The following is a 24753-nucleotide window of genomic DNA, read 5'->3' as shown; positions in this document are numbered from 1 at the left end:
GAGAAACGCACATGAGACTGATGATCATGTCCCCCGATAGCGGGTATGCCGACGGCCTTGCCAAAAACCTTCAGAGCGCCGGTTTCGGCGCGGATGTTTTTACGACACTCGACGATGCAAACGAGGCCCTGACGGCTTCGAATTACAGTCTTGTCCTGCTTGATTCCACAAGTGGCGATGGCGTCTACAGCGTCTGGTGGCAGGCGCGCTGTCGCTGCCGGCGACATGACGGCGACGAATTCCTCGTGCTCATCGCCAATTGTCAGGACGAGCGGATCGCAGCTCTCGAAGCGGGCGCGGATGACAGCGTAACGCGTGATGTGAGCCCGCGGGAACTGGTTGCGCGTGTTCGCACCATCATGCGTCGCCCGCGCATCCGTTCGGCAGAGCAGCACCAGTTCAGCGACCTCACCCTCTGTACCGCCACACGCGAAGTGCGGGTCGGCAATCTTGAGCTCACACTCCAGCGCCGGGAGACGCTTATCCTGGAATCACTGATGCGCCGCCGTGGTCATGTTGTGCCCCGGGCCGGGCTTGAGCACGACGTCTATGGCGCGCAGGCCGAGTACTGTCCGAACTCCCTCGAGGTGCGTGTCAGCCGGATCCGGCGGCAGCTTGCAAAGGCACGCTCTCTCGTGACGATCGAATCCGTCCGCGGGGTGGGCTACCGCCTTGCGGCAAGGCTCGACAAGGACATGGGGATGGCACAGTCGCAGGAACTCACGGCATGACGAACGGGGACAGTTTTTCAGTATGATTTCAGGCCGTTCAACACATCGCGCATGGTTCTGGCGAATTACCCGCACAGGCGCCGCATTGCAGGGATCTTTTCTGCTCATGGGCACGGCCGGCATCGGGCTGGCCACGCAAGACGCAGCCGCGCAGGTACAGGCCGCCCGGCACAGCGGGACCATGACGCTGGCTGTCGGAGGAGCGCAGCTGATCCAGCTTCCCCGTGCGGCAGGCAATGTCATGATCGCCGATCCGACGATTATGGACGTGCAGTACACCGATAATGACGGCCTGTTCATCTTCGGCAAAAAGCCCGGCCATACGACGCTCATTGTGCTGGACCAGAGCGGCCAGAAAATGATTTCCGGCGATGTGACGGTAACATTCAACATGGACGCGATGCGCACCATGATTGCAAAGGAAGGCGGCCGGAATGTTCAGGTCCAGATGTCGCCTGAAGGCGTTGTCCTGTCCGGCTCCGTTCCGGATGCCAAAGCCGCCGCCCATCTTGAAGCGCTTGCCAGGCAATACGGCGGAAACGGCGCGAAACTGATCAACCGTCTGACAATCGGCGAGCCGGTCCAGGTCAATCTTGTGGTGCGGGTCGCAGAAGTGCAACGGCAGCTCTCGCAGGATCTGGGCTTTAACTGGACAACGGTTTTCAACGGTGTGGGCTCTTTCGCCATCGGTGCCGCAACGGGCGGACTGAGTGGCGTCCCCAGCGCCATCAAGGCCCTGTCGAGCGCAACCAATGCGCTTTCGGGAAGCTATACGAGTGGAGGGTCTTCCGTGACGGGCACACTGGACGCCATGGCGACGGAGGGGCTTGCGACCATGCTGGCGGAGCCCAACCTCACCACCATGTCCGGCGAGACAGCCAAGTTCCTGTCCGGCGGGCAGTTCCCGGTTCCGATCCCGCAGGGTCTGGGTACTGTCGGGATCACCTACAAAAATTATGGTGTCAGCGTCGATTTTACGCCAACGGTCCTGTCTGACGGGACCATCAGCATGCATGTCGCACCGGAAGTCAGCTCCGTTTCTACCGAAGCGTCGGAAGGCGCGTATTCCATTTCCGGCAGCAGCGTCGTTCCCGCCATCCGCACCAACCGGGCCGATACGACCATCCAGCTTGCATCGGGTCAGAGTTTTGCCATTGGCGGCCTGATTTCAAACGACGCCAGTAATACCATCTCCAAGGTGCCGGGGCTGGCGGATATTCCGGTGCTCGGATCGCTGTTTCGCTCCACGTCGTTCCAGCGCAACGAGAGCGAACTGCTGATCGTCGTCACGGCCTATATCGTTCACCCGTCCGATCGTGTCCCGGCGCTGCCGACCGACTATATCCGTCCGACATCCGCCATCGAGGCGCTGCTGCTCCGACGCTCGGCGGCCGCGGCAACGGATGGGCCCGACCCCACACGCATGCCCCATCTTCAGGGTGCGGCCGGGTTTCTTTACGAATGAGACACGCGCTTTCCGCCCTTCTTGCACTGTCGCTGACCGGCTGCACATTCAGCGGCACCCGTTCGTCCGGCTCGCCGCCTCCGCTTCTGCTGGGCGTCAACCAGCATCGCATTCCTCTTGATGCCGCCAACGCAGACAGTGCGCTCGATACCGCGCTCAGCAGGCTGGGCGATCCCAGCACCGTCCACGCCACGATCAACGGTGCGGACCCGCAGATTACGGCTCTGGTGACGCATGCGCTTGTCCGCGCCGGGGTGGAACCGGCACGGATCCGCGTCGTTCATGATGTGTCGGACACGCTCGTCCTCAGGGCGTATGTCGTAGCCCAACCCGATTGTCGTCAGGCCATCCGACCGTCCTGGACCGGAGACACGTCCGACAGCCTTTATCCCCTTGGACAGTGCCTTCAGGCGGCAGCGCTCGCTGCGGAAATCGCCAATCCGGGAGATCTGCTGGAGCCTGCACATCTGCAACCGGCCAATGGCGCGCGGTTTGGCCGTGTTGTGGAATTGTGGGAGGCGGGGATGGATCGCAATTCGCAGAACAGAACGCCTGCGACGTCGACCTTCCCATCGGCCATGAGCAGTGGCAGCACGGGGGGGAGCACCGGGGGCAGCAGTTCCACACCGACGACCGGAAGCGACAGCCCGGCAGTCCCCTCAGACGCCACGACACAGAGCGATGCGTCTCAGTCCCCCGTTGCGGACGAGGCGGCGTCCACGCCCTGAGCGGCGTGCAGGAGCGTATAGAACCGCATGTTCTGCTGGATCTGTTCGCTGCTGAGGGCGGCCGAACGTGCGGATTGCCGCGCGTCCGACAATTTGCCTTCAAGGGCGTAAACAATCGCCAGATTTCCGTCGATCGTGGAGAGCGAGACGGCTGACGCCCCGCGCTCGACGGCCTGTGTCCGGAGGGTCAGAAGCTCGGCGCGCGCCTGCTGCGGCTGCCCTCCGAGGGCTTCCGAAAGGGCGAGATCATTGGCGGCGGCGATATTGGCGGGGTCGATCCGCAGCGCATCGCGATAACTCTGGCGGGCGCCCTGTGCATCTCCGGAAATTTCATAGGAAATTCCCAGCGCCACACGCAAAGGAGCGGAATTGGGGTTCTGCTGGATCACGGGGAGGAGAACCCCGATCGCTTCCTGTGACCGCTGTGCGGTATTGAGCAACTGGGCGAGCAGCAGCGCAAGACGCACACGCTCGGCAGACGTCGCGTTGGCCTCTGCACCATGAATGGCTTCGATTGCCTCGTTCGTCCGCCCCTGATGCATGAGCGCTTCGGCATAAGGCCCGACATAATCCGGCTGTCCGGGGCGCAGTGCAACGGCCCGGCCGTAAAAGGCTGCGGCGGTGGTCCAGTCTCCGCGTGCGCGTGCGCTGTCGCCGACTTTCATCATGGTCTCGGGGTTTCGCGCCGCCTGCCGCTCCCGCGCGACATCCTGTGCGTTATGCGAAGCGTTTGAAACACAGCCGGCAAGAGGAACCGTCAGCGTGAAAGCAAGGACCACAGCACGTGACGGAAAAGAAACCCGCATGAAAAAACTTTCGTAACGAAGCGCAGACCAGGTTTGGAGGGCGCAATTTACCAAATCTATCAGACGCTGACGATTTCAGGACACATCCTGAAATATGGATTTTTTTTGACAGGTGGCAGGAAGCGGGATTTTCGTCAGACTGTTATGGTTACGTGAAAGCGGAACCGCGCTTTGCAAATGTCAAAACCAGATCAGGATAAAGACAGACTGCTCTCTTACAGAATGAAAGCACGCCGATTTGCCCCTCTGTCCCGGTCTTTCAGCATTTCGGTGATGAGCGCAACATTGAGTTATGGAGAGAGCCAGAGATGCCCGGTAGAATCGGATCCAGCGAAATTGAGCCGCATACGCCTGTAACCCACGCGGGCGGCAGCACCTCCACCCCGCAGAGCGAAATTACGGGTTTCAACGAGACCCTTCACAACACGGCGCCCCGACCCACCAGCTCCGTTTATTCGCAGAATTCGGAAATACATCCCACATCGGTCGCGTCCGAGCATGCGCCTGCTGCGCACACCCCTCATACTGAAGCCGACACCGTTACCGCAGAACCAAAAGCAAAGCCTGCCAAATCCAAAAGCGACACGGCGAAGGATTTTGGCGATAAATTCGACAAGATCCTGAAGCCTCTCACGGTCACGCTGGGGTCTACCGCACAGATTGCCAGCCTGATTTCTTTCGGTCAGGCTCAGGAAGCCAGGAACAAGGACTCTTCCAGCAGCTCCAGCGCAACCAGCGCGAAGGACACGGGAACGAGCGGCGACGCTTCGGGAACCGATGCCTCCGGTACGACCGGACAACTGCCGGATCTGGCCCCCATTCCCTCGCAGCAGACGTCCTGAAACCTGCCCGCACTTCTCTTCCCGGTCAAAATTTCTGACTGGGAAGAGATTTCATATCCGTTCGTCAAAAATGTCCCGATCTATTTCGAGACTTCCTGAACGGCACTCCCCCGGAAAATCCTGATTGTCCGATGGCCTGCGCCCGGTCCGCTGAGGGACTGGATCGTCTGGCTGATGCGATCGCGCAGATCGGGTGGCCCGAAGACGCTGACGGAACGCCCGCGATCATCGGTGTGGACCGAATAATGGGGCTCGAGCATTTTCTTCGCGTCCACAACCCGCATCAATGCCGCATAAGACACACCACCCAGCGGAAAAGACTGTGTCGTCGTCGCGGATGATGGCGTGACGTGCAGTGTGTTGCCGTCATAGTACCAGTCCAGCCTGTATTCGGCGGACAGCGCATTCAGGAATGCCAGCGGCGTCTCGGCGGTAAAGCCGGAGCGTACATTCCCCTGAATGGACGGGTCCACGACGACGCGCAGGTTCACGTCTTCACAGAACTGGGTCAGGACATCGGGCAAAGTCTGATGGATGACAGTATAGCGTCCCTGATCGGGCAGCGGGAGCGGCTCTGCCCGGACGCTGTGCGGCAGTGCCAGCACCACAGAGGCCAGCACCGCAGAGGCCAGCAGAACGCCGGAAAGAAATCGCCGGTGCGGCATCGCCGTCTTTTCCGAACTGCAATTGGAGTTCTGCTTCATCTTTTCTTCTATAGACCGCGCGTAGAGGCCCGACAATTCTTGCCGGACGCCTGAAGACACTTTCGGACAGCCCGTTTGAAGGTCAGGTTCAGATCAGCTTTCGCCCCTAGGCTTGATCCCGATAGGTCCGGGCCTGTTGCAGGATATTGTTCGGGGTCGCAGGTATGACAGGCATTACGGGATTGGATGCGACAGCGCTGGCCCAGCGCTCCCTCACCGACCAGACAGGCGGCATGGCCGCAGGAGCGCCTGCGCCCGGCGACGATCAGGTTGCCTTCCTGCAAAGTACACCTGTCCGCCAGACATACGAGACGCAGTCCCTCTCCACGACAGACACACTGGGGGATCAGATCCTGTCCGGGCTGGGGCGGATCAGCAGCGCTTTTTCCACGCTCAATACGCTGGCGCCGACTGTTATTCCCACGACGGGAACGGAACACCTGGCTCTCCCGCAAGGCAGCGTCGGAACAGCGGGACTTTCAGGCGCTTCCAGTGTCGCTTCCGCAGGCAAGACGGATGGAAAAACCGCCCCTTTGAACAGTCTGTTCGAGAAAGTCGAGCAGGAGGGGATTGCGATGTACAACGAGGCCCTGACGCGACAGATGGCATTCACCAACTCCGAATTCGAAACCCATATCATCACCGTGTCGTCACAGAACATGACCTCCACGCTGAAGAGCCTCCTCACACAGGGAGGCTGAGATCATGTTCCGTATCCGGCGTCTGTTTCTCACCCTTCCCGCCCTGCTCCTTCTCCTCTCCCTCACTGCGTGTCAGACCGTGCTCTACACGGAGCTTTCGGAACGTGATGCGATGGAGATGATCGCCATCCTTCTGCAGCATGGGATTTCCGCCACCCGTCTGATCGCCAAGGACGGCAGTTCCACTGTGGAAGTGTCGGAACGGCATGTGGCGGATGCCGTCTCCATCCTGCGCAGCAGTCATTATCCCCGCAACGGATATGACAGCATGGACAAGATCTTCCAGCAGCAGGGCATGATCAGCACCCCAACGGCCGAGCGCGCCAAGCTGTATTACGGCATCAGTCAGGAGCTTGGGCACACGCTCAATGACATTGATGGCGTGATTGATGCGCGTGTTCATATTGCGCCTGCCGCGAGCGATCCGGTGACGGGTGTGGACAAACCGGCGACGGCATCGGTTGTCATCCGGTACGATTCCGGAACGGCTGTATCGGGGCTGCTGCCCAAGATCAAGCTGATGGTCGCCAATGCCGTTCAGGATCTGGCCTATGACCGGGTGTCCGTCATTCTTCTGCCGGTCGCGGTTCCCCATCTTGCGCCGGTTCAGACGGAATGGATGAGTCCGCTCGGCTGGACCGGATGGTTTTTCGCTTTCGCCTTCCCTGCCGGATATGGCGCCAGCCTCCTGTGGCGACGCTTTCGCAGGAAAGCGGTTCCGACCACGACGGAACTGGCCATCGTGCCGCGTGAGGCTGCGTGAGTACACCACACGGCACGGGCGCGTCTTCTGGGCCAGACTACAGTCAGATGCTGGCGAGTATTCATCCGTCCCATCTGCAATTGCGCCTGCCGATGCTGCAACGTGATACGGTCCGGAAACTCCAGACCTGTTCAAGGCTTTCGAACCGCCTGCTTGAGATGCTGGACTGTCAGGACCTGTCGCCGGCTCATCCGCCCCAGGACGCGCTGGAAGCCCTGGCGCTTCAACCCGATGACGTCCTGCAGAAAGCGGGACGACGTATGGGGGCTGTCGTTCACTGGCGCAGTCTGTCCAAACAGGTGGACCGGCAGGCGATTACGGTCCTTGATGCCACGTTGGGCGAAGACGTCAGGCTGTTTGGTATCCGTAACGGCGCTCACTGGGCGCAGGCCGGTCTGTCAATCCCGTCCGCAGGAACACCGACCGACCCCGACACGGACCTTCCCGGCCTCGCAAGAGCCGTCACCGACTGCGGCTGGTCCTGCCTGATCCGCTGGCGCGACAGTCTGGCCGGCGATTACGGGCGCTTCGCCGCGCTGAAACTGCCCGCAAGGACCCTTCTGCCCGCGGCATCCGGCACGTACGACCCGATCATCCTGAAGGTCGCGGAAGGGATTGCCACGCATGTCTGAGCGGATGTTTTCGCGGATGCGACCCTCCACGACGGTCTTGCGCCCCGAGGAAATGAGCGCCTGGTGCGACGCGTCCCTGGCCTATGACACCGCCATCCGAAACGCCACGATGCTGCTCTGCGCCACGCGGAACGCCTATGATGCGGAATGTCGGCGTGGCTATCAGACCGGGCATGACAAAGCCTCCGCAGAAATGGCGCGTCGTCTTCTCGTGACCGATGAGGCAGTCGCAAAAGTACTCAGGGATCTGGAAACGAGCCTTCCGGCCATTGTGACGGATGTCGTGACGGATCTGTTCGGTCGGCTTGATATCGGGAGCGCTCTTCCAGCCGCCATCAGGCATACATTGGGGAAAATCCGGCATGGCACGCTCGCCACGCTGCGGGTGGCGTCCGACTGCGCCGACATCCTGCGCCCGGTCGTGGAAGACCTGACGGTCCATAATCCCGGCCTGCGTCTTGAGATCGACCCGATGCTGTCGCCCGGACGGTGTGTGCTGGAGAGCGAACTGGGCGTGGCGGAACTGGGCGTGGACGCCCAGCTTGCCGTGCTACGGGAGCATCTCAGCGCACAGTGGATGCAGCATGACTGACATCCCGCTCATGCCGTCCTCTCAGGCTCCAGACGACACGGTTTCCGCGGACGGCCTCATGGATGTCGCGCGTCCGGCTGTGTCTCTCGCCAGTGCGCTGGAAGCAGATTTCGTCCGCCTGCACATGTTTCAGCGGACGGACAACACGCAACCCGAGCAGGACCTGCCTCCCGAAGACGCGGAACAGGCCGCCTCCCGTCCCAGTCCCGAAACACAAGACGCCCGGACCGATCAGTCCGGAGCGTCTCTCATCAAACGCGATCCGGCTTCTGAAAACCCGGCCCCGAAAGACATGTCCCGTCTTTCCGGCGCGCCCGTGACGCAGAACCGGCAGGCTGACCCTCTGTCCCGGATGCAGGTGAGCCGCGATCCGTCGCAGACAGCCGATCATGTCATCGCGCGGATGAAAACCCTTCTGCCCATGCTTCGCTCACGGGCGGCGGGGATCGACACACATCCGATGCAGGGACGCGTCGTGAGCGCCACCGGAACCATCATCCGTGCCATTCTGCCGAATGTGGCCGTGGGCGATCTGTGCCGGTTGCAGAACCGCGATCGCGACTGGTCCCTGAATGCCGAGGTGGTGGGGCTGGACGGAAACGAAGTCCTCATGACGCCTATGGGCGGTCTCGAAGGGGTTTCGGCGGACACGGAAGTCGTCACAACCGGAGGGCGACGCAGCTTCCCGGTCGGCGAACGGCTGCTGGGCCGGGTGCTCGATGCACTCGGCACGCCGATTGATGGTCTGGGACCATTGCCAGCCGGACCATCACGCTCCGTCCAGGCTGCACCGCCCCCCGCGATGGAACGTCAGCCGATCGCCCGGCCGCTGCCCGTCGGGCTGCGTGCTCTGGACGGGTTGCTGACCTGTGGCGAAGGGCAGAGGCTCGGGGTGTATGGCGAGGCCGGGGCGGGCAAATCCACGCTGATGTCCGCCATCGTCAAGGGCAGTTCCGCCGATGTCGCAGTCGTGGCGCTGGTGGGCGAACGTGGCCGCGAAGTGCGCGAGTTCGTCGAGCATAATCTGGGGGCGGACGGGCTGAAAAATGCTGTCCTGATCGTCGCCACCTCCGACCGGCCCGCTGCCGAGCGCGTCGTCTGTGCACAGGCTGCCACGACAGTTGCGGAATATTTCCGCGACCAGGGGCTTAAGGTTCTGCTCTTCGTGGACAATGTCACCCGATATGCCCGCGCCCTGCGCGAGATCGGGCTGGCTGCCGGGGAACCGCCCACGCGCCGCGGCTTTCCCCCTTCGGTTTTCGCAGCCCTGCCCCAGCTCATGGAGCGCGCGGGCATGGGCGTAAGGGGGTCGATCACAGCGTTTTATACGGTGCTGGTCGAGGACGGAATGGATGATCCGATTGCTGAAGAAACACGCGGCATTCTGGACGGCCATGTCATTCTGTCGCGCGCACTGGCGGCGGCGGGGCACTATCCGGCGATTGACGTCCTGACCAGCCGGTCGCGCGTGATGTGTCTCGTGACCGATCCCCGACATCAGGCGGCGGCCACGAAAATCCGGAGCCTGTGGGCGAAATATCAGGAGGTCGAATTTCTGTTACAGGTCGGCGAATACAAGCCCGGCGGTGACGCACTGGCGGATGAGGCGATTGCCAAAATCGGCGCGCTGCGGGGTTTCCTGCGTCAGGGCAACGACGAGCGTACGTCCTTTGCGGAGATGCTGGAATGGCTGAACCGTCTTTGCGCCTGAGCCCGCAGGCAGCGAAACAGCTTGTGACGCTGCGCCAGCGCCGTGCCGCAGAGGCGCGGCAGCTTCTGTCGGCGGCAACGTCGCAGGCCGATCAGCGTCTGACGCGTCTCAACCACGCCAGCCAGACCCTGTCCGACCATCAAACACATCAGCTTCGGGTTCAGACGGAGATTGCCGTACGCGCACAGAATGCGCCGGTCAGCGCCGTGCTCCTGCGTCGGGATCATGAGCATATCGAAGAGCTCGCCCGTCACGAAAAGCGCCTGAAAGACGGGATCGCTCAGGCCGAACGGGACGTCGAAAAAGCCCGGCAGCTCGCCGCCGCCACACGTCGCCTCCTGATGCAGTACGAACAGCGCGAAAAACAGGCGCGCGACCTGCTGGAGCGCGTTCTGACCGAACAACGCACGGCGCAGGAGCAGCGCGAGGAGCAGGACATTGCAGAGATCGCCATGATGCGCCAGAGCAACGCGCGACTCACACGCCTGCGCCAGCGCGGCACGACATCGCGGTTCAGCGTTCCATGACGCTGTCTCTACCGCGCGCGATACATCGCCTTACACCGAGACCGCTGGGCTATGACGCTGCGACGGCAGGTCTGCTCGGGCGGCACGACTTCGTCCTGCCCGTGGGCGAAGAGCGACTTTCGGTGCGCTTTACGCCGCCGGTCGTCGTCACAGGACAGCGGGCCTCAGGGCAGTGGAGTGCGATCAGTTTTCGGATCGGTGACAGGGAGGGGCAATGTGTTCTCCCTCACGAGATCCTTCAAAGGCTGGTTTCGCTGGCGGAGCCGAAGCCTCGCGCCCCGATGGAAGCGCTGTCGGCCCTGCTGCTGCTTGAGATGTTGCTGGATCAGGGCCTGACCGCACTGGAAGCTGCGACAGGCGCGCCGATCCGGTTTACGCGGATCGAACCCGCGCAGCAGGCCCTGCCCCACATGCCCGCGCTTGGCGAGATCGGGTTTGAGGCCCGTTTTGGAAATTCGGACAGTTTCTGCGGCCTCGTGCGCCTGCCTTTGGCGCTGATGCCTGTGCTGCACCGTCTGGCACCGCCGCTTGTGCGCCGGTTTCCCGATCCGCCGGTGATGCTGTCGCTGAGGGTTGGCAGCGTTCTGGTCTCGCCCGCAGAACTCATGGCGCTCGGCCCCGGTTTCGGACTGGTCCTGGGGACGGCGGCACAGGTCCGGCACGTCATCGTTGCGGGCGAGGTGCTGGGCGCAGTGGTCCGCCATGACGGCAGCAGGATTGTCTTTGAGGGCGGGTTTGTGCCTCTCGCCCGGATTTGGCCAGCAGATTGGAACAGCATGACTGAAACACACCCCTCCTCCGCGACCAGCCCGCGCCCGGCCACCCCAGTTGAGGCCGAAGCCTCCGCCATCGAACAGCTTCAGATCCCCCTGACTTTTGAACTGGCGCGGATGCCGGTCTCGCTGGCCGAACTGAGGACGATCGGAGAAGGACATGTGATTGATATTGGCGCGCTCACCGAGCGTTCCGTGTCGATCATGGCCAATGGCCGCCGCATTGGTGAAGGCGAACTCGTGGATCTCGGGTCCTCCGTCGCCATCCGGGTGACGCGGATCATCACCGCATGATCGGCTCGACCAATCTCGTCACGGCCCTTGTCCTGACCCTTGGGTTCGGCGTCCTGATCCTCGCGGTCATCACCACCACGTCGTTCGTGAAAATCTCGGTCGTCCTGTTCCTGCTGCGCACCGCGCTCGGCATCCAGCAGTCTCCGCCGAATATCGTGCTCTATGCCATCTCGCTGATCCTCACGCTTTTCATTTCCGCGCCTCTTGGCCACGACATCTACAAGGCGGCCATGGAGAGCGACCAGAAATACGAGACGCTGACGGATTATGTGGATGCCTATGAACGCGTGCAGGCCCCCGTCGCCCAGCATCTGCTCCGCTTCACACAGGCTCCCGAGCGCAATTTCTTCATGAACGCCACCCAGCGCCTGTGGCCCGAGGACATGCGCGACAGCCTGACGCCGGAATCGCTCCCGATCCTTCTCCCCTCCTTCCTGACGGGAGAGCTCAAACGCGCGTTTGAAATCGGCTTCCTGATCTATCTGCCGTTCATTACCATTGACCTCGTCGTCACCACGATTCTGATCGCGATGGGCCTGTCCCAGGTGCAGCCCAACACGATTTCGGTTCCGCTCAAGCTGCTTCTGTTCGTTCTGGCCAGCGGCTGGACACGCCTGCTGCACGGGCTGGTGATGAGCTATGCATAGGCCCTCGAGGCGCACACATCTGCGGGAGAACACTGCCTGTGGATGATGCGGCCCTTACGCAGGAACTCTCTTCCGCGCTTTTCCTGTTCGCCTCGATCGCGGGACCGCCGCTGGCGATTGCGCTGGTGGTCGGGCTTCTGATCGGGCTTCTGCAGGCCGTAACGCAGCTTCAGGACCAGACGATGCCGCTGACCTTCAAGGTCGTCGCAGTCTGCGCGACGCTGGTGCTTATGGCCTCGACACTCTTTCCGCCCCTGCTGGCCTTTACCGAACACGTTCTGACCGATTTTCCGGCCATGACGCGCTTCTGAGCCGTGCCTGCCACTGACGCCCTTGTTGTCCTGCAACAGATGCTGCCCTGGCTGAGCTCCATCGCGCTTGCGATGAGCCGCCCTGCAGGGGCGGCCATCGTGTTGCCGGTCTTTACACGCATGCAACTTGGCGGCCCCATCACGGGGGCCATTGCTTTCGCGCTGGGTATTCCGGCAACCCCCATGATCCATGCCGGATTGCTCACCGAACCACGATCCCTGATGGCGCTTGGTATGCTCGGGGCCAAGGAAATGGTGATCGGCGTCATCATCGGTTTGCTCATCGGTCTGCCGATCTGGGGCGTGCAATGCGCGGGCGAACTGCTCGACACCCAGCGCAGCGCAACGCAGGGTCAGGCCGAAGATCCGGGGAGCGGCAATCAGGAGTCCACAACCGCCGGTTTTTTTGCCCTTGCCGTCACGACGCTGTTTGTCCTGTCAGGGGGGCTCAATCTTCTGGCCGATACGCTGCTGTCGTCTGAAACGCTCTGGCCTCCGCTCGCTCTGGCGCTGGCGCCGCAGCCGGGGTTCGGCATGGTCCTGCTGGGTCTGCTTGACCGGCTGGAAACCGTGAGCCTTTCAATCGGCGCTCCCGTCATGCTGGCGATGCTGCTGTGTGAGGCGAGCGTCATTCTGCTGATGCGCGCCATCCCGAAACTGCATCTTTATGATCTTGCCCCGAACCTGCGCAATCTGGTCTTCATCCTGATGATGTTCGGCTACTGCGCCTGGCTCGTGTCGTACATGAAGCATGATCTTGTCGCCTCGCGGGATGTTCTTGGCACCATGCGCCAGTTGCTGAAGCCATGAGCGGTAGCAGCGAGGAAAAATCACTCCCGGCCTCTGCCAAGAAACTCGCGGATGAACGTCGCAAAGGCCATATCGCCAAGGCTCCGGATCTTCAGTCCGGAGTGGTGACCATCATCCTGATCGGCTGGCTTCTGCTGCGGCGAAACGCGATTGCCGTTCATCTGCAAACGATGATGGATGCGGTCGGAAACGCTCTTGCGATGGATTTCAGATCCGGGGTCGCAAGCGTGGGTCAGGCCCTTAGAACCATCTGCCTCGAAGATGCCCTGACCCCTCTCGCTCTGGCCGTCGTCACGGGAATTCTCGTCAGGCTGCTGACCAATGGCGGGTTTGTTTTCGCACTCGACCCTGTGATGCCGAAATTCGAGAAGATCAATCCGGTTTCGGGGTTCGCAAACCTCTTCAAGGCCCGGACTTTCGTGGATCTGGGGATGTCACTGATGAAGGTCCTGTTTTTCGGCGGCGCACTGGCGCTTATCATTCATGGTGCGATCGGCGGTCTCGTCCGTGTGCCCGAGGCCGGGATTACTGAACTGCCCCGCATCCTTTCAGCGCTGCTGATGCCGATTTTCGGTGCCGCCTGTGTTTTCTACATGGTTGCCGGCGTGATCGACCTGCTGATCCAGCGGCAGATGTTCCTCAAGGAAATGCGGATGACGCCCACTGAGGCGAAGAACGAACGCAAGGAAAGCCAGGGCAACCCACTCATCAAGCGCCAGCAGCGTCGCCTCCAGAGCCAGGCCCGTCGCAATACCGCACCGCTTGGCCCGAAGCAGGCCAGCGTCATGATCTGCGGAGACGGGATTTGCATCGGTCTGCGCTACAAACCGCCCCAGACGCCTCTTCCGCGTATTGTCTGTCGGGCACATGGAGAACAGGCTGGGATCTATCGCACAATCGCTCAGGAGAGCCGCATTCCTGTCGTCTGGGATTATGAACTTGCGCGAAACCTTGCGGAGAAATTCAAGCCCGGCACAACGATCACGCCTGAATTCTTCCAGCCTGTTGCGCGTATCCTTCAGAATCTTCCGTCGTGACGTCATCTGGACGCAAATCAGGCTGACGTCAGCTTCCCATCGTAAACAGACCGTGCAGAAAAACGCGGCCATGAATCCGTTTGCCATGCCCGCTTTCAGCCGCACGATGAGGACGACATGAGCACTTCAATCACGCCCGACACCCAGAGCCTGATCCAGGAACTGATGGCCGCAATGCAGTCCGGAAGCCTCTCTTCCGGGACTGGAAGCGCGACCGGCGCAAGCCAGAGCAGCGGGACCCAGAATTCGCAAGAAGAGGCCAAACTTGCGGAAGTCTTTCAGGAACTCATGGCCCTGCTGAAGCAGGGAAACCAGGAAACTTCGACAAACCCCGGCTCCGATACGGCAAGCCCGGCCATTTCTCCGGCTGCCTCTCCGGCAGCTGGATCTTCGGCCTCTGCGACACCCGCCACAGGATCCACGTCGTCCGCCACTCCGGCTTCAAGCGACACGTCCAGCCCCGCAGCCACAGCCGTGACGTCCGGCACCTCGGGCGTCAGTGCGGGAGACGGTCCCAACACGACCACCATCACAAACACCAGCAATCACGACGAGAAGATCGGCCAGTTTCTCAACGGTGGGTCCACGACCCAGCCCACAGCCGAGATCGACCTCAAACCCGGCCAGACCGGCACGCTAAAATACGAGAATGGCCAGGGCGGCTATGACGCCGAAGCAGACTCGTCCGGCAATTTCCAGTCCACCGCCAGCCGCCTCGAATTCTATGCGGATGCCAAGGGCGTCAATAACGACGATGTCAGCTACATCGACGGACGCAACGCCTCCATCAAGGTTTCCGACGGCAACGGCAAAACCGCAGGCGATAGCCAGAGCATTGCCAGCGACGCCCCCTCCAATGCGGTCACGAAAGACGCAGCTGGCCGTGCGACCGTGACCGGATGGTATGACGGCTCAACGCAGGACATGAAAGACGGTGGCGCTTATATGGAGTCAAAGCTGGGCACCGGGAACGCCTATATCCACCCGGATGATGATCGCAACGCGACCAGCTCCAATCCGATGACCATGGCACAGGATACAAGCCAGCATTACACGGCAGACTTCGGAGACGCCTGATCCGGCATCAGACAAAATAGCCATGAGCCGGGGCAATATTGCCCCGGCTCATGGCTTCTGCTTTCAGAACATCAAACCGGAACGCCACCGGGGTGGCGTAAGCCGGCACCTCTCAGGCTTCGCCTGTATTTTTGTGCTGCTGCACAATCGGGTCGCCCTGCCCCATGGTGTAAAGATTATAGCCATAATCCGCTGTATCCAGGCCAGTCAGAAGCCCGTTGCCGACTTTCCCGGCAGCACTCTTGAGAATGTCGCTAATGGAGGAAGCACCCTTTTCCGCACTTTCCGCAACACCTTCGGCCGTGCGGGCCGCTGCTTCCACTCCATCCACTTCGGGCGCGATTTCGGGAACAAAGAGCAGCGCGGCATCGCTGGCGACGCCTTCAAACATTCCGCCAAGATCTTTCAGACCCTGACTTTTGTTTCCCTTGGCGAACTGGTCGATCATACCGACACCGTCCGTCAGCGGAGAGACGACAGAAGACAGGAAATGACCAACCCCCGTCTCGAATTTATCCCATCCTTTGGCGCCCTTCGTGCTGCCACGATCAATTGTGCCTTCTCCGAATTCCGCCTCGAAATCCGCGGCGTCCTTCTTTGAGACCTTGCCTGCCCCCATCTGTCCGATCTGGCTTCCGAGCGCTGCTGCGTCAGCATCGGAAAACGCCCCCCCGGAGCTGACGGCTTCCTCGCCCGCAACTTCCAGATCCTGCGCCATGGCATTGCCATTCTTCTTGCTGGCATCGGTGGAAAACTGCTGGGCCAGAGAAGGATCTGTCTGCTCCAGGTCAGACATGGCCTGCTGTGTCGCGGTCGACAAAGCACCACTTCCCGCCTGAAGAACCGTTTCCTTCCCCGGTCCATCAGACGTCGTGGATTTGATGCCCTTTACGATCTGGGCAATCGGGGACGTATCTTCAAGAAATTTGAGGATCGCATGACCGGCACGGGTCTGGCCGCCCTTGATATAGCTTCCCCCCAGAACCTCTTTCGCCTCGGCCCGCTCCTTCTTGTTGATCCGTCCGCCGCCGTTGTTGTTTGCAAGTGACTGGGCACCGGAAATCGCCGCAATCGCCTGACTTTTGGTCAGGTCGCCGTTCTTGTACGCCTGAAGCTCGTCCTTGACGAGGCTGTTGCCGTTTCCAGACTCTCCCGCAGTCATGATTTTGGAAAACAGGGCCGGATCGCTCTGCTGGAGCGTATCCATTCCCTGTTCCAGATTCTCGTTATAGGCCGCGTTCTTGTCCGACTTTTTTCCCGTTTTGGTACTGTCCGTGCCAGCCTGCTCCAGTTCAGTACCAGTAACCTGCCCTCCGGATGCCGTGCCTCCCGCCGCAATAGTCCCAGTCAGCATATCCACACTCCATCAAGACAGAGAAAAATCATTCTGTCCCGGACGCTAAAAGCAGATGCTGACGTCAACCTGTCTGTACGGAACGATAGCTGGAGAAGTGCATCAAAATCCTCCGCTACATCCCCCCTTTCCGGCGCTGGTATTTCCAGAATGATGCGCGGCTATCCTGGCAAAGAGGGAAGAGAGCCTGGCTCCGGTCATGCTCAATCCTGTTTGCCACGATAGCGAAGCCTGTCGATCAGAAGGGACAGGGCCGGCGTATGCTTCCGGCTGGGATAATACAGATGATAGCCGGAAAACATTGGGCACCATTCTTCCAGCACGCGTGTCAGCCTCTTGGCCTTGATATGTGATACCACAGCACCTTCGGGGAGATAGGCTATTCCCAAACCATCAAGGGCAGACTGCACCCGAAGCGCCAGAGTGTTGAACACCAGCTGTCCTTCAACGCGTACATTCACTTCCTGCCCGTCTTTTTCCAGATCCCACGGGAAAATGCCTCCATACGTGGGCAGCCGAACATTGATGCAGTTATGCTCCATCAGATCATGAGGGGACTGCGGCAATGAACGGTTTTTGAAATATTTCGGAGACCCAACAACAGCCATTCGCATATCAGGACCGATCCGGACCGCCACCATATCCTTTGCGACCTGTCTGCCCATCCGGACACCTGCATCATATCCCTGAGCCACGATATCCGTCAGGCCGTAATCAACAACCAGTTCGACACTGACATCCGGATGATCCGGCAAGAAGTGCTTCAAAGCCGGCTGAAGGATGGAAAGAGCAGGATGCTCTCCGGCCGTGATTCGCACCTTACCGGCAGGTTTGTCCCGCAAAGCACTTAAATCGGCCAGTTGCGCCTCTATTTCTCTGAATCTTGGCCCAATCGTTTGAAACAGGCGCTCACCCGCCTCGGTCGGCGCAACGCTGCGGGTGGTACGCGTGAGCAGGCGCAATCCAAGCCGCTCTTCAAGAACCCGGATAGTCTGACTGAGCGCTGACTGGGACACCCCCATTTTAGCGGCTGCCCGGGTGAAGCTCCGCTCCTGCGCCACGGCGGCAAAGGCTGCCAGGTCATTGAAGTTCTCATGCGGCATTGATTAGCTCTTCTAATAACTACATCCGCTTTATAGCGCCTAATCGCCAGTCACAAGATCAGATAGCTTCTATCTTATCTTTTGTAAGGCATGCCCCTTCAGCACCTGAATGATCCGTAGTGACAGTCTTCGCGGATGGAGGAATAAAATGACCACATGGCTTATCACCGGATGCTCCAGCGGGTTGGGGAAAGATCTGGCACAGGCCGTGCTCAGACGCGGCCATAATGCCGTCATTACCGCCCGCAACTCCGACAGTCTGAAAGATCTTGTCGAAACCTACCCCGGCAAAGCCCTGGCCCAGACACTCGATGTGACGAACACGGATCAGATTGCGAAGGCCGTGCAGAGCGCTGAAACGCAATTCGGCGGGATCGACATACTGGTGAACAACGCAGGTTATGGTTACCGCGCCGCCATAGAGGAAGGTGAGGAAGTCGATGTCGCGGCCCTGTTCGCCACCAATGTCTTCGGGCCGGTTTCTGTCATGAAAGCCGTCCTTCCCGGCATGCGTCAGCGCCGCGCCGGAACAATCGTAAACGTCTCTTCTGTCGCGCCCCGCATCGCGAGCCCGGGATCAGGCTACTACTCGGCCAGCAAACTGGCGCTCGAAGGAATTTCGGCCACACTCCGCAAAGAGGTCGCCCCCCTGGGCATCAGGGTCATGGTCGTACAGCCAGGGGCGTTCCGTACGGATTTTGCGGGTCGTTCCCTCCATGGCTCGAAAACAGTTATCGCAGATTACGATTCAACGGTCGGCCTTCGACGCAAGACAGCCGATAAAACCAGCGGCAAAGAAACAGGCGATCCCATCAAAGCTGCTCAGGTTCTGATTGATGTCATCAGCGGGGATAAACTGCCGGATAATCTTCTCCTTGGCAGTGACGCCGTGAGATGGGCCACGGATGCCATCAAGGCCGACCTTCAGGAAATTGAAGAGTGGAAAACCGTCAGTACAAGCACGGATTGCTCCTGACCGCCCTCCAGATTCGTAACCATGAAATCAGGATAAATGACAATGAGATACCGGACATTAGGAAAAGACCTCACAGTCTCCGCACTTGGCCTGGGCTGCATGGGAATGACCGGCGTTTATGGGGAAGCAGCGGATCGTTCCGCCATGATCAAACTGATCCACGATGCTTTTGATAGCGGCGTGACGTTTTTTGATACTGCCGAAGCCTACGGGCCGTTCACCAATGAAGAACTGGTCGGCGAAGCGCTTGAACCGATCCGCGACAAGGTCGTGATTGCCACCAAATTCGGTTTTGATATCAACCAGCAAACCGGCGAACGCTCCGGCGGTGTCAACAGCCGGCCGGAGCATATCCGCGTGGTGGCTGAAGCGGCACTCAAACGCCTGAAAACCGACCGGATTGATCTGTTCTATCAGCACCGCGTTGATCCCGATGTCCCGATGGAAGACGTTGCGGGCACAATCAAGGAGCTTGTCTGGGAAGGAAAAATCAAACATTTCGGACTGTCCGAAGCCAGCGTACAGACGATCCGCCGTGCCCATGCCGTTCATCCCGTGACAGCGGTGCAAAGCGAATATTCCCTGTTCTGGCGCGAGCCGGAGAAAGAGCTTCTCCCGGCACTTGAGGAACTTGGGATCGGTTTTGTGCCTTTCAGCCCGCTGGGAGCAGGCTTCCTGACCGGTCAGATCACGATGGACACAAAGTTTCCAGCAGGAGACTTCCGCAATTTCGTTCCGCGCTTTTCACCGGAAGCCCGCAAAGCCAATCTGGCTCTCGTGGATGTCGTGAAAGATGTTGCAAGCCGTAAAGAGACAACGCCGGCACAGGTCGCACTTGCCTGGCTGTTGGCGCAAAAGCCATGGATCGCGCCAATCCCGGGCACGACAAAACTCTCACGACTGGACGAAAACCTCGGGGCGGTCGATCTTGATCTTACACCTGCCGACCTTCAGGAGATTGATGATGCAACCGCGCAGATCATCGTGCAGGGCGACAGACTACCTGAGGCCATCCTGAAAATGACAGGTCTATGATAGACGCTTTGCGAATGAGGCTCCGGGTCAGTCAAGACCTGGAGCCTCAGGATGTCAGATGACGAAGTTGTCGCAAACGATCAGCTATGATCGGGAAGCAGGCCCTGTTTTCAGAAATCCGCGCGCACGCTTCCGAAGAACATCCGGGGGGCTCCGATCTGCATGGACTGGTCCGTCAGCGCGCCTGTCGCAATATCCGCCGGATTGCCGTTCTGGCCCATCGTGGAAATATAGCGTTTGTTCGTCAGGTTGGAGCCGTTGAACGCGACTGTCAGGTTCTTGATGGCGCCCAGATAGCGGTTGTACTTCTTCATGTTCCCGAAACTGTACTGCACACCGACATTCGTCAGCCAGTAGCCGGGGCTTTTGACGTCTCCCGTATAGCTGTAATTGCGTGTGCCAGTGTAACTTCCGTCGGCATAGGCCGTCATGCCCCGCCACTCGTATGACACCCGGCCTTTGTACATGAAGCGCGGATAATTCACGACCTGCTGGCCCTTGGTCGCATAGACAGTAGAGCCGCTGACAAGGTTCTGATCGTAGACACCATGGTTGTAGCTGATGGAATTGGTCAGCGCGAAGCCGCGGAATGGCATCAGGGTCAGCCCTGCATCCACGCCGTTCATCGTAACGCCCCCCACATTCGACACGGCGGAGATCGGGTTGACGACCGGCCCTTCCGTAATCTGCTGCAGACGGTTGTTATAGTTGGTCCGATACGCATAGACCGTCGCGGCGACCAGCCTACCCGTGTAGCGATAGCCGATTGCATAGGTCCAGGCCGTTTCGGGGCGGATTGAGGACTTCGTATCGTCATAGGCCGTCTGGGAGACGGCAAAAGGCGAGTTCGACAGTTTGTAGCCGGATTCCGCATAAGTCCGGGCGTTTTCCGAAATATCGAAATACAGCTCGTGGTCCTTCAGGAAATGCCAGTCCGCACTGATATGCGGCAGGAAGGGCTTGGCCACTGTCAGACTTTCGCCACTCGTGATCCGGGCTCCTGCTCCGTAATACTCCTGGTTCAGATACCCGTCCCCGACATTGGTCGTGCTCAGCAGGGACTTGAAGCCAAAATGCAGCGCCAGATTTGGCAGGACATTATACGTATCCTGCACGAAGGCCGTGAACGTGTTGGTATTGTAATTCTGGTTGAAAATCTGCGCGAACGGATCACGCCACTGGGTCAGGGGGTCATGCACCGTACCCTGAACAACCCCGTTCACCACCGCCGGCTGTGCATAGGCGTTCATCGGCGACATGTAGCTGTTGTTTTCATACCAGACCCCCGCGCCAAGATGATTGCGCGCAACATCATAATGCAAAGCCGAGACAATGCCGAAACGCCGGATTTCCGGTTCTTTCATCAACTCGCTGACGGGCGATCCTGTCGGCGATGGGAAATACGGCGTTGCCCAGGACGTCTGGTTGCGCTCGCCATGACCGTAGGCCGTGGTGTCCCAGGTCAGGCGGTCCGTCAGGCGCAGATCGGCCTTGATGCCGCCAAACGTATCGACCGTATTGGTGCTGCCATCGTAATAGGCCGCATCCGCCGGATCATCGAGCGTGCCGACCTTCCCCGGATAGATCCCGTTCGCCGCATTCACAGCCGCGATATAGCCGGAATTACTGCCATTCTCGTAGCTCGACAGACCGTAGCCCACCCGCTTGATGATCTGTGGAGAGATATCCGGATAGGTGTTCTGGTGCAGGTCGCTCCAGTCAAAAAACGCCGAAATCGAGCTGTCATGGCCGATCGGCTGCACCAGCTTGGCGTTCACCTGCTGCATGAACTGCTCGCCATAGCCCTTCCACATCCCGCTGTCGTTGCGCATGTAGGACGTATAGAACTTCGTACCGCTGGAATTGAGCTTGCCGCTCTCGAAACGCAGGAACGTGTGATAGGTGCTGTAGCTGCCGAAACCCGCCGCAGCCGTTCCCCCCATCTTGTCGGACGGCGTCATCGAAACATAGCTCAGGCCGCCACCCAGATTGTTACTCGCCGCCATGCTCTCCGCACCGGCGGACTGCGATACGTCAATGCGCGCCACGTTTTCCGACGAGATCGCCATGATCGGGTTCAAGCCGTTATAGTTCCGGTACGTCATCTCCCCGAGCGGCATCCCGTCCAGCGTCATGCCGATTTCCTGCTGCTGGAAACCATGCATGAAGATCTGCGCACTCCAGGTGTCGAGCCCCTGTGCATCGCCCGACTGGAACGTGATGCCCGGAAGCTGCGCGATCACCTTCATCGGATTGGTTCCGGCAGGCGCCTCCGACAGCATCTTCTGACTGACCGTCTCGACACTCCCCCGAGGCGGATGACGCGCCACAACTGCCATATTTTCCGCAGTTTTACTTACATACGGCCCTGAATGCCGATGCGGCGGGGTCCGTATACGAGACGTGGTTTTATGTGCAGCAGGAACCATCTTGTGCATCAGGGACGAATGTCTGCTGGCTGCCATGGCGGATGAAGAAAAGGCGGCCGACAGCATCGTCGTCACCGAGAGTGCAAGAGACAGGGAGCCGGGTCGTTTACACATATACAGTCTACCTCATCTGGCGTCCGTCCTGTAGCGGGACGGAAATTCGATCCTGAAAGTCAGTAGCGGCCGTGAAGCGCCTCGAAGAAACCATCGAAGTTGTCCCAGGGAATCATATGACCCGCATCCGGAACGGTGGCGATGGCAATCGCAGGATTGAGCTGAAGGATTTCTTCAATATCTTCCTGCTGGATCACCCCACCCCGCGTTGCCACGACAAGAGTGGCGGGGGTTTTGAGATGAGGCAGATCCTGATGGATGTCTTCCGTATGGAACTTCTCGAACGTGATCCGTGTCGCCAGTTCGTCACAGGTATGGAGCCACTGCGCCCGCAGCGTGCACTGCTCGTCCGTCCATGTCGGGCAGAAGCGCTTCATCTCCGTACCACTCATGCCTTTGCGCGCCATGCGGATTGATTCCGTGTACCAGTCGAGCTTGGCGGGATAAGCACGGCGGCCCGGCCCACTGACGGGCGGGTCGATCAGCGCCAGATGCGCCAGTCCCGCGTCATTTTGACGGGCCGTACGGATCGCAATCCGCGCGCCCATGGAGTGCCCCATCAGAACCACGTCCTTCAGGCCCAGCGCGTCAATGAATCCGCGAACATCCGCTGCATATGTGTCGAGGTCATAGTCCAGATCCGGCCCCGTCGAAGACAAGCCACGCCCGCGCACATCCAGCACATAGACATCATGCGTCTCGGCCAGACGGTCTGCGACGAACCCCCAGGTAATGGCCGGGCTCGTAATGCCGGGCACCAGTACCAGCGGCGTGCCCTTTCCGCCGTAACGCAGATAATGCTGCCGGATGCCGTTGGCATGGACATTCGCACCATAAAGCAGGCGTGTTTGCGTCATGAAATGGTCCTTCTGAAAAATCGTGAGGTCAGGCGTTGGGAAGACGGGACAGCAGGGTGTCGAGGTCCATGACGTCCCCGCATTTCTGAGCCATGTCGAACAGGTTGGCCTCGTGCGGCCCGATGGCGCGGTCACCCACACAATCGGAGACGATCACCGGACGGAACCCGTACTGCATCGCATCCAGCACGCTTGCCCGCACACAGCCGGACGTTACGCATCCGGCGACAACAACGGTCTGCACACCGTGCGTCACCAGCCAGGAAGCCAGTGGCGTGCCCGCGAATGCCGACGGCACCGTCTTGCGGACCACATATTCGCCCTGCTCCGGCGCCAGTTCGTCCACGATGGCAGACGCGGGGTTACTTTCCGTCAGCCCCAGCATCGTCGGCACTTTCAGCGAAAAGATGTTCGCATCCGCGCCATCATCCGCAAACACGATCCGCGTGTGTGCCACTTTCCAGCCCAGACGCCGCGCCGTTGCCAGCAGCGTTTTGGTCCGCTCGATCGCTTCGGGAATATTGCCGCCACCAAAGGCTTCCGGATCGGCAAAACCGTTGACGAAATCAACAATCAGGAGCGCAATGCGCCCCGTCATGCCCATTTCGTTTCCGAAACCCTGCTTCCTGTAGCGGTCTTCGTCGCGATTGCTCTGCACGCTCATCATGCGTTCTCCACAAGCCTGCCGTCTTTCACGACCGGCACATCATCAAGCGTGACCGTGCAGCCCCGCATCGGAATATCGATATGACACGCCGTATCACGCGTGCCGCCAGCTTCGTTGTTCGGCCCCGTGGACCACAGGAAGTTCCCCGAACAGGCGCGGGGGTCCATGCCGATGCTGGCCTCGCGGTCATAAAACCCCATGACCGACCAGTGCGCCCGGTCCTGCATCCCCCAGCCGATATGCGACACCGCATAGACTTCCGGATCGTTGAAACTTTCCATGTAGTTCCGCAGATGGTCGGCCTCGTAACCGCCCTCGATTGCCCGGACGAAACCTTTTTCAAGGTGGCAGGTGATGGGCGCCGTCACATAGGATTTCTGCGGCAGGAGAATGTCTCCCGGCGCCAGAACGATCTTTCCTTCCGCCGATCCTTCATTGGACCACGTCGCCAGAAAACCGCTCGGCCAGTGGTCCCAGCGCCCCGGCACGTCCACGAAGCCATATTCTTCCAGCATCGGATAATCTCCCAGCGCGAAGGACGCATCCGTGCCCGCCGCCGACGTCACCCGCATGATCTTCGCGGCCTGAAGCTTTTTCGAAGCCGCCAGCACACGCTCCCGGTCTTCCATCGTCGGCGTCATCCGCACCAGAACCTCCGGCGGCTCCACGGCCAGCAGAATGCGCCCGCCAGCCGCGAGGATCTCATGCTGCTCCGCCGAGAACAGCAGCGTCATCAGATCCAGCACCAGATCGCTGGCCTTGAGCATCTCGACCGCCGCCCGATTGTTCGTCAGCGGCGTCGTCCCGACAAAGGCCAGCGGATCACGCGAAAAGGACAGTGCGCCGTTCGTCGGCTGAAGATCCAGCCGGTTCGCAATCGCCCCCTTCTCACGCACGGCCAGCACCGCACAGCGCAGGGTCTGCTCATTGCTGCCCAGCGATGTCAGCAGCGTCACGGTCTGCCCCGCTTCCAGACGGCACAGCGTCAGCACCTGTCGCCAAGCCTGGACCAGTTCAAAATCACTTACGGGCATGAAGGTGGCTCCTTGGATTCCGATCCCGTCCTC

General features: G+C 60.1%; 26 protein-coding genes. 18 read left to right on the top strand and 8 right to left on the bottom strand.

The annotated features are described in order from the left end of the window. Positions 1–11 precede the first annotated feature (11 nt). From GAL01_RS03120 to GAL01_RS03110, 3 genes are read left to right on the top strand one after another with little or no spacing between them, the layout of a single operon-like run. Entirely contained in the window at positions 12–731 is a 720-nt protein-coding gene (locus tag GAL01_RS03120; protein WP_062029778.1) for a winged helix-turn-helix domain-containing protein, read from the top strand. A gap of 22 nt (positions 732–753) precedes the next feature. Continuing rightward, positions 754–2196 (top strand): type II and III secretion system protein family protein, encoded by a 1443-nt coding sequence (locus GAL01_RS03115; protein WP_062029780.1) that lies wholly within the window; start codon positions 754–756, stop codon positions 2194–2196. Continuing rightward, positions 2193–2924 (top strand): hypothetical protein, encoded by a 732-nt coding sequence (locus GAL01_RS03110; RefSeq protein WP_062029782.1) that lies wholly within the window; start codon positions 2193–2195, stop codon positions 2922–2924. Before GAL01_RS03115 ends, GAL01_RS03110 begins: the two co-directional genes overlap by 4 nt. On the opposite strand, the gene GAL01_RS03105 is transcribed toward GAL01_RS03110, so the two are convergent. Continuing rightward, positions 2885–3730 carry a tetratricopeptide repeat protein gene (locus tag GAL01_RS03105; protein WP_062029784.1) on the bottom strand — a complete coding sequence of 282 codons (846 nt, stop codon included), beginning with the start codon at positions 3728–3730 and terminating at the stop codon, positions 2885–2887. The genes GAL01_RS03110 and GAL01_RS03105 overlap by 40 nt on opposite strands. Before the next feature lie 308 nt (positions 3731–4038). Between GAL01_RS03105 and GAL01_RS03100 the strand changes: the two genes are divergently transcribed. Further along, complete coding sequence (locus tag GAL01_RS03100) at positions 4039–4572, top strand: hypothetical protein (RefSeq protein WP_062029786.1); 534 nt, start codon at positions 4039–4041, stop codon at positions 4570–4572. Positions 4573–4652: 80 nt separating this feature from the next. Here GAL01_RS03100 and GAL01_RS03095 read toward each other — a convergent pair whose 3' ends face one another. Continuing rightward, complete coding sequence (locus GAL01_RS03095) at positions 4653–5276, bottom strand: hypothetical protein (protein WP_062029788.1); 624 nt, start codon at positions 5274–5276, stop codon at positions 4653–4655. Positions 5277–5440: 164 nt separating this feature from the next. Here GAL01_RS03095 and GAL01_RS03090 point away from each other — a divergent pair, with 164 nt between their 5' ends. From GAL01_RS03090 to GAL01_RS03035, 12 genes are all read left to right on the top strand, one after another. After that, a complete protein-coding gene (locus GAL01_RS03090; RefSeq protein ID WP_062029790.1) occupies positions 5441–5977 on the top strand; it encodes a hypothetical protein in 537 nt (178 codons plus the stop codon). A 4-nt stretch (positions 5978–5981) separates the two neighbouring features. Further along, positions 5982–6740, top strand: coding sequence for a type III secretion system inner membrane ring lipoprotein SctJ (gene sctJ, locus GAL01_RS03085; RefSeq protein WP_062029792.1), 759 nt, complete (start codon positions 5982–5984; stop codon positions 6738–6740). Then, positions 6737–7372 carry a hypothetical protein gene (locus GAL01_RS03080; RefSeq protein WP_145995598.1) on the top strand — a complete coding sequence of 212 codons (636 nt, stop codon included), beginning with the start codon at positions 6737–6739 and terminating at the stop codon, positions 7370–7372. The genes sctJ and GAL01_RS03080 overlap by 4 nt, the downstream gene beginning before the upstream one ends. After that, the gene (locus GAL01_RS03075) at positions 7365–7964 is read left to right on the top strand and encodes a hypothetical protein (protein WP_062029796.1); all 600 of its coding nucleotides are present in this window, start codon (positions 7365–7367) and stop codon (positions 7962–7964) included. Before GAL01_RS03080 ends, GAL01_RS03075 begins: the two co-directional genes overlap by 8 nt. After that, positions 7957–9675, top strand: a complete 1719-nt coding sequence (locus GAL01_RS03070) for a FliI/YscN family ATPase (RefSeq protein WP_231865314.1) — start codon at positions 7957–7959, stop codon at positions 9673–9675. The genes GAL01_RS03075 and GAL01_RS03070 overlap by 8 nt, the downstream gene beginning before the upstream one ends. Next, positions 9651–10202 carry a hypothetical protein gene (locus tag GAL01_RS03065; protein ID WP_145995597.1) on the top strand — a complete coding sequence of 184 codons (552 nt, stop codon included), beginning with the start codon at positions 9651–9653 and terminating at the stop codon, positions 10200–10202. Before GAL01_RS03070 ends, GAL01_RS03065 begins: the two co-directional genes overlap by 25 nt. Then, entirely contained in the window at positions 10199–11269 is a 1071-nt protein-coding gene (locus GAL01_RS03060) for a FliM/FliN family flagellar motor switch protein (RefSeq protein WP_082790709.1), read from the top strand. The genes GAL01_RS03065 and GAL01_RS03060 overlap by 4 nt, the downstream gene beginning before the upstream one ends. Continuing rightward, a complete protein-coding gene (gene sctR, locus GAL01_RS03055; RefSeq protein ID WP_062029803.1) occupies positions 11266–11916 on the top strand; it encodes a type III secretion system export apparatus subunit SctR in 651 nt (216 codons plus the stop codon). The genes GAL01_RS03060 and sctR overlap by 4 nt, the downstream gene beginning before the upstream one ends. A gap of 38 nt (positions 11917–11954) precedes the next feature. Further along, positions 11955–12227, top strand: a complete 273-nt coding sequence (locus GAL01_RS03050) for an EscS/YscS/HrcS family type III secretion system export apparatus protein (RefSeq protein WP_062029805.1) — start codon at positions 11955–11957, stop codon at positions 12225–12227. 3 nt (positions 12228–12230) lie between these two features. Next, on the top strand, positions 12231–13037 hold the full coding sequence (gene sctT, locus GAL01_RS03045; RefSeq protein ID WP_062029807.1) for a type III secretion system export apparatus subunit SctT: 807 nt from the start codon (positions 12231–12233) through the stop codon (positions 13035–13037). After that, positions 13034–14074: an EscU/YscU/HrcU family type III secretion system export apparatus switch protein gene (locus tag GAL01_RS03040; RefSeq protein ID WP_062029809.1), complete on the top strand. Its 1041-nt coding sequence runs from the start codon at positions 13034–13036 to the stop codon at positions 14072–14074. Before sctT ends, GAL01_RS03040 begins: the two co-directional genes overlap by 4 nt. Positions 14075–14191: 117 nt before the next feature. Continuing rightward, entirely contained in the window at positions 14192–15151 is a 960-nt protein-coding gene (locus tag GAL01_RS03035; protein ID WP_062029811.1) for a hypothetical protein, read from the top strand. 112 nt (positions 15152–15263) lie between these two features. Here the strand turns inward: GAL01_RS03035 and GAL01_RS03030 are convergent, their stop codons facing one another. Together GAL01_RS03030 and GAL01_RS03025 are read right to left on the bottom strand one after the other, a co-directional pair. Continuing rightward, positions 15264–16505: a hypothetical protein gene (locus GAL01_RS03030; RefSeq protein ID WP_062029814.1), complete on the bottom strand. Its 1242-nt coding sequence runs from the start codon at positions 16503–16505 to the stop codon at positions 15264–15266. Positions 16506–16708: 203 nt separating this feature from the next. Next, complete coding sequence (locus tag GAL01_RS03025) at positions 16709–17608, bottom strand: LysR family transcriptional regulator (RefSeq protein WP_062029816.1); 900 nt, start codon at positions 17606–17608, stop codon at positions 16709–16711. A 148-nt stretch (positions 17609–17756) separates the two neighbouring features. Here GAL01_RS03025 and GAL01_RS03020 point away from each other — a divergent pair, with 148 nt between their 5' ends. Together GAL01_RS03020 and GAL01_RS03015 are read left to right on the top strand one after the other, a co-directional pair. Next, a complete protein-coding gene (locus GAL01_RS03020) occupies positions 17757–18584 on the top strand; it encodes an oxidoreductase (protein ID WP_062029818.1) in 828 nt (275 codons plus the stop codon). Positions 18585–18620: 36 nt separating this feature from the next. Continuing rightward, positions 18621–19619 (top strand): aldo/keto reductase, encoded by a 999-nt coding sequence (locus GAL01_RS03015; protein ID WP_456303471.1) that lies wholly within the window; start codon positions 18621–18623, stop codon positions 19617–19619. Positions 19620–19729: 110 nt separating this feature from the next. On the opposite strand, the gene GAL01_RS03010 is transcribed toward GAL01_RS03015, so the two are convergent. From GAL01_RS03010 to GAL01_RS02995, 4 genes are all read right to left on the bottom strand, one after another. Further along, complete coding sequence (locus GAL01_RS03010; protein WP_231865315.1) at positions 19730–21958, bottom strand: TonB-dependent receptor; 2229 nt, start codon at positions 21956–21958, stop codon at positions 19730–19732. Positions 21959–22221: 263 nt separating this feature from the next. Then, positions 22222–23019 (bottom strand): alpha/beta fold hydrolase, encoded by a 798-nt coding sequence (locus GAL01_RS03005; RefSeq protein ID WP_062029824.1) that lies wholly within the window; start codon positions 23017–23019, stop codon positions 22222–22224. 28 nt (positions 23020–23047) lie between these two features. Further along, positions 23048–23683: an N-carbamoylsarcosine amidohydrolase gene (locus tag GAL01_RS03000; protein WP_062029826.1), complete on the bottom strand. Its 636-nt coding sequence runs from the start codon at positions 23681–23683 to the stop codon at positions 23048–23050. After that, positions 23683–24720, bottom strand: a complete 1038-nt coding sequence (locus GAL01_RS02995; RefSeq protein WP_062029828.1) for a M29 family metallopeptidase — start codon at positions 24718–24720, stop codon at positions 23683–23685. The genes GAL01_RS03000 and GAL01_RS02995 overlap by 1 nt, the downstream gene beginning before the upstream one ends. Between the last annotated feature and the right edge of the window lie 33 nt (positions 24721–24753).

The organism is Gluconobacter albidus (genome assembly GCF_002723915.1).
In the GTDB taxonomy this organism is placed as follows: Bacteria; Pseudomonadota; Alphaproteobacteria; order Acetobacterales; family Acetobacteraceae; genus Gluconobacter; species Gluconobacter albidus.
This window is presented reverse-complemented; position numbering and strand designations above follow the sequence as displayed.

Excerpts from the sequence above, each read along its gene's own strand:
- GAL01_RS03005 (WP_062029824.1), bottom strand. The coding sequence starts at position 23,019 with ATGACGCAAACACGCCTGCTTTATGGTGCGAATGTCCATGCCAACGGC.
- GAL01_RS03120 (WP_062029778.1), top strand. The coding sequence starts at position 12 with ATGAGACTGATGATCATGTCCCCCGATAGCGGGTATGCCGACGGCCTT.
- GAL01_RS03015 (WP_456303471.1), top strand. The coding sequence starts at position 18,621 with ATGACAATGAGATACCGGACATTAGGAAAAGACCTCACAGTCTCCGCA.
- GAL01_RS02995 (WP_062029828.1), bottom strand. The coding sequence starts at position 24,720 with ATGCCCGTAAGTGATTTTGAACTGGTCCAGGCTTGGCGACAGGTGCTG.
- GAL01_RS03025 (WP_062029816.1), bottom strand. The coding sequence starts at position 17,608 with ATGCCGCATGAGAACTTCAATGACCTGGCAGCCTTTGCCGCCGTGGCG.
- GAL01_RS03000 (WP_062029826.1), bottom strand. The coding sequence starts at position 23,683 with ATGAGCGTGCAGAGCAATCGCGACGAAGACCGCTACAGGAAGCAGGGT.
- GAL01_RS03110 (WP_062029782.1), top strand. The coding sequence starts at position 2,193 with ATGAGACACGCGCTTTCCGCCCTTCTTGCACTGTCGCTGACCGGCTGC.
- GAL01_RS03035 (WP_062029811.1), top strand. The coding sequence starts at position 14,192 with ATGAGCACTTCAATCACGCCCGACACCCAGAGCCTGATCCAGGAACTG.
- sctJ (WP_062029792.1), top strand. The coding sequence starts at position 5,982 with ATGTTCCGTATCCGGCGTCTGTTTCTCACCCTTCCCGCCCTGCTCCTT.
- GAL01_RS03090 (WP_062029790.1), top strand. The coding sequence starts at position 5,441 with ATGACAGGCATTACGGGATTGGATGCGACAGCGCTGGCCCAGCGCTCC.
- GAL01_RS03075 (WP_062029796.1), top strand. The coding sequence starts at position 7,365 with ATGTCTGAGCGGATGTTTTCGCGGATGCGACCCTCCACGACGGTCTTG.
- sctR (WP_062029803.1), top strand. The coding sequence starts at position 11,266 with ATGATCGGCTCGACCAATCTCGTCACGGCCCTTGTCCTGACCCTTGGG.
- GAL01_RS03020 (WP_062029818.1), top strand. The coding sequence starts at position 17,757 with ATGACCACATGGCTTATCACCGGATGCTCCAGCGGGTTGGGGAAAGAT.
- GAL01_RS03060 (WP_082790709.1), top strand. The coding sequence starts at position 10,199 with ATGACGCTGTCTCTACCGCGCGCGATACATCGCCTTACACCGAGACCG.
- GAL01_RS03095 (WP_062029788.1), bottom strand. The coding sequence starts at position 5,276 with ATGAAGCAGAACTCCAATTGCAGTTCGGAAAAGACGGCGATGCCGCAC.
- GAL01_RS03100 (WP_062029786.1), top strand. The coding sequence starts at position 4,039 with ATGCCCGGTAGAATCGGATCCAGCGAAATTGAGCCGCATACGCCTGTA.
- GAL01_RS03115 (WP_062029780.1), top strand. The coding sequence starts at position 754 with ATGATTTCAGGCCGTTCAACACATCGCGCATGGTTCTGGCGAATTACC.
- GAL01_RS03040 (WP_062029809.1), top strand. The coding sequence starts at position 13,034 with ATGAGCGGTAGCAGCGAGGAAAAATCACTCCCGGCCTCTGCCAAGAAA.
- GAL01_RS03105 (WP_062029784.1), bottom strand. The coding sequence starts at position 3,730 with ATGCGGGTTTCTTTTCCGTCACGTGCTGTGGTCCTTGCTTTCACGCTG.
- GAL01_RS03010 (WP_231865315.1), bottom strand. The coding sequence starts at position 21,958 with ATGGCAGTTGTGGCGCGTCATCCGCCTCGGGGGAGTGTCGAGACGGTC.
- GAL01_RS03065 (WP_145995597.1), top strand. The coding sequence starts at position 9,651 with ATGGCTGAACCGTCTTTGCGCCTGAGCCCGCAGGCAGCGAAACAGCTT.
- GAL01_RS03030 (WP_062029814.1), bottom strand. The coding sequence starts at position 16,505 with ATGCTGACTGGGACTATTGCGGCGGGAGGCACGGCATCCGGAGGGCAG.
- GAL01_RS03070 (WP_231865314.1), top strand. The coding sequence starts at position 7,957 with ATGACTGACATCCCGCTCATGCCGTCCTCTCAGGCTCCAGACGACACG.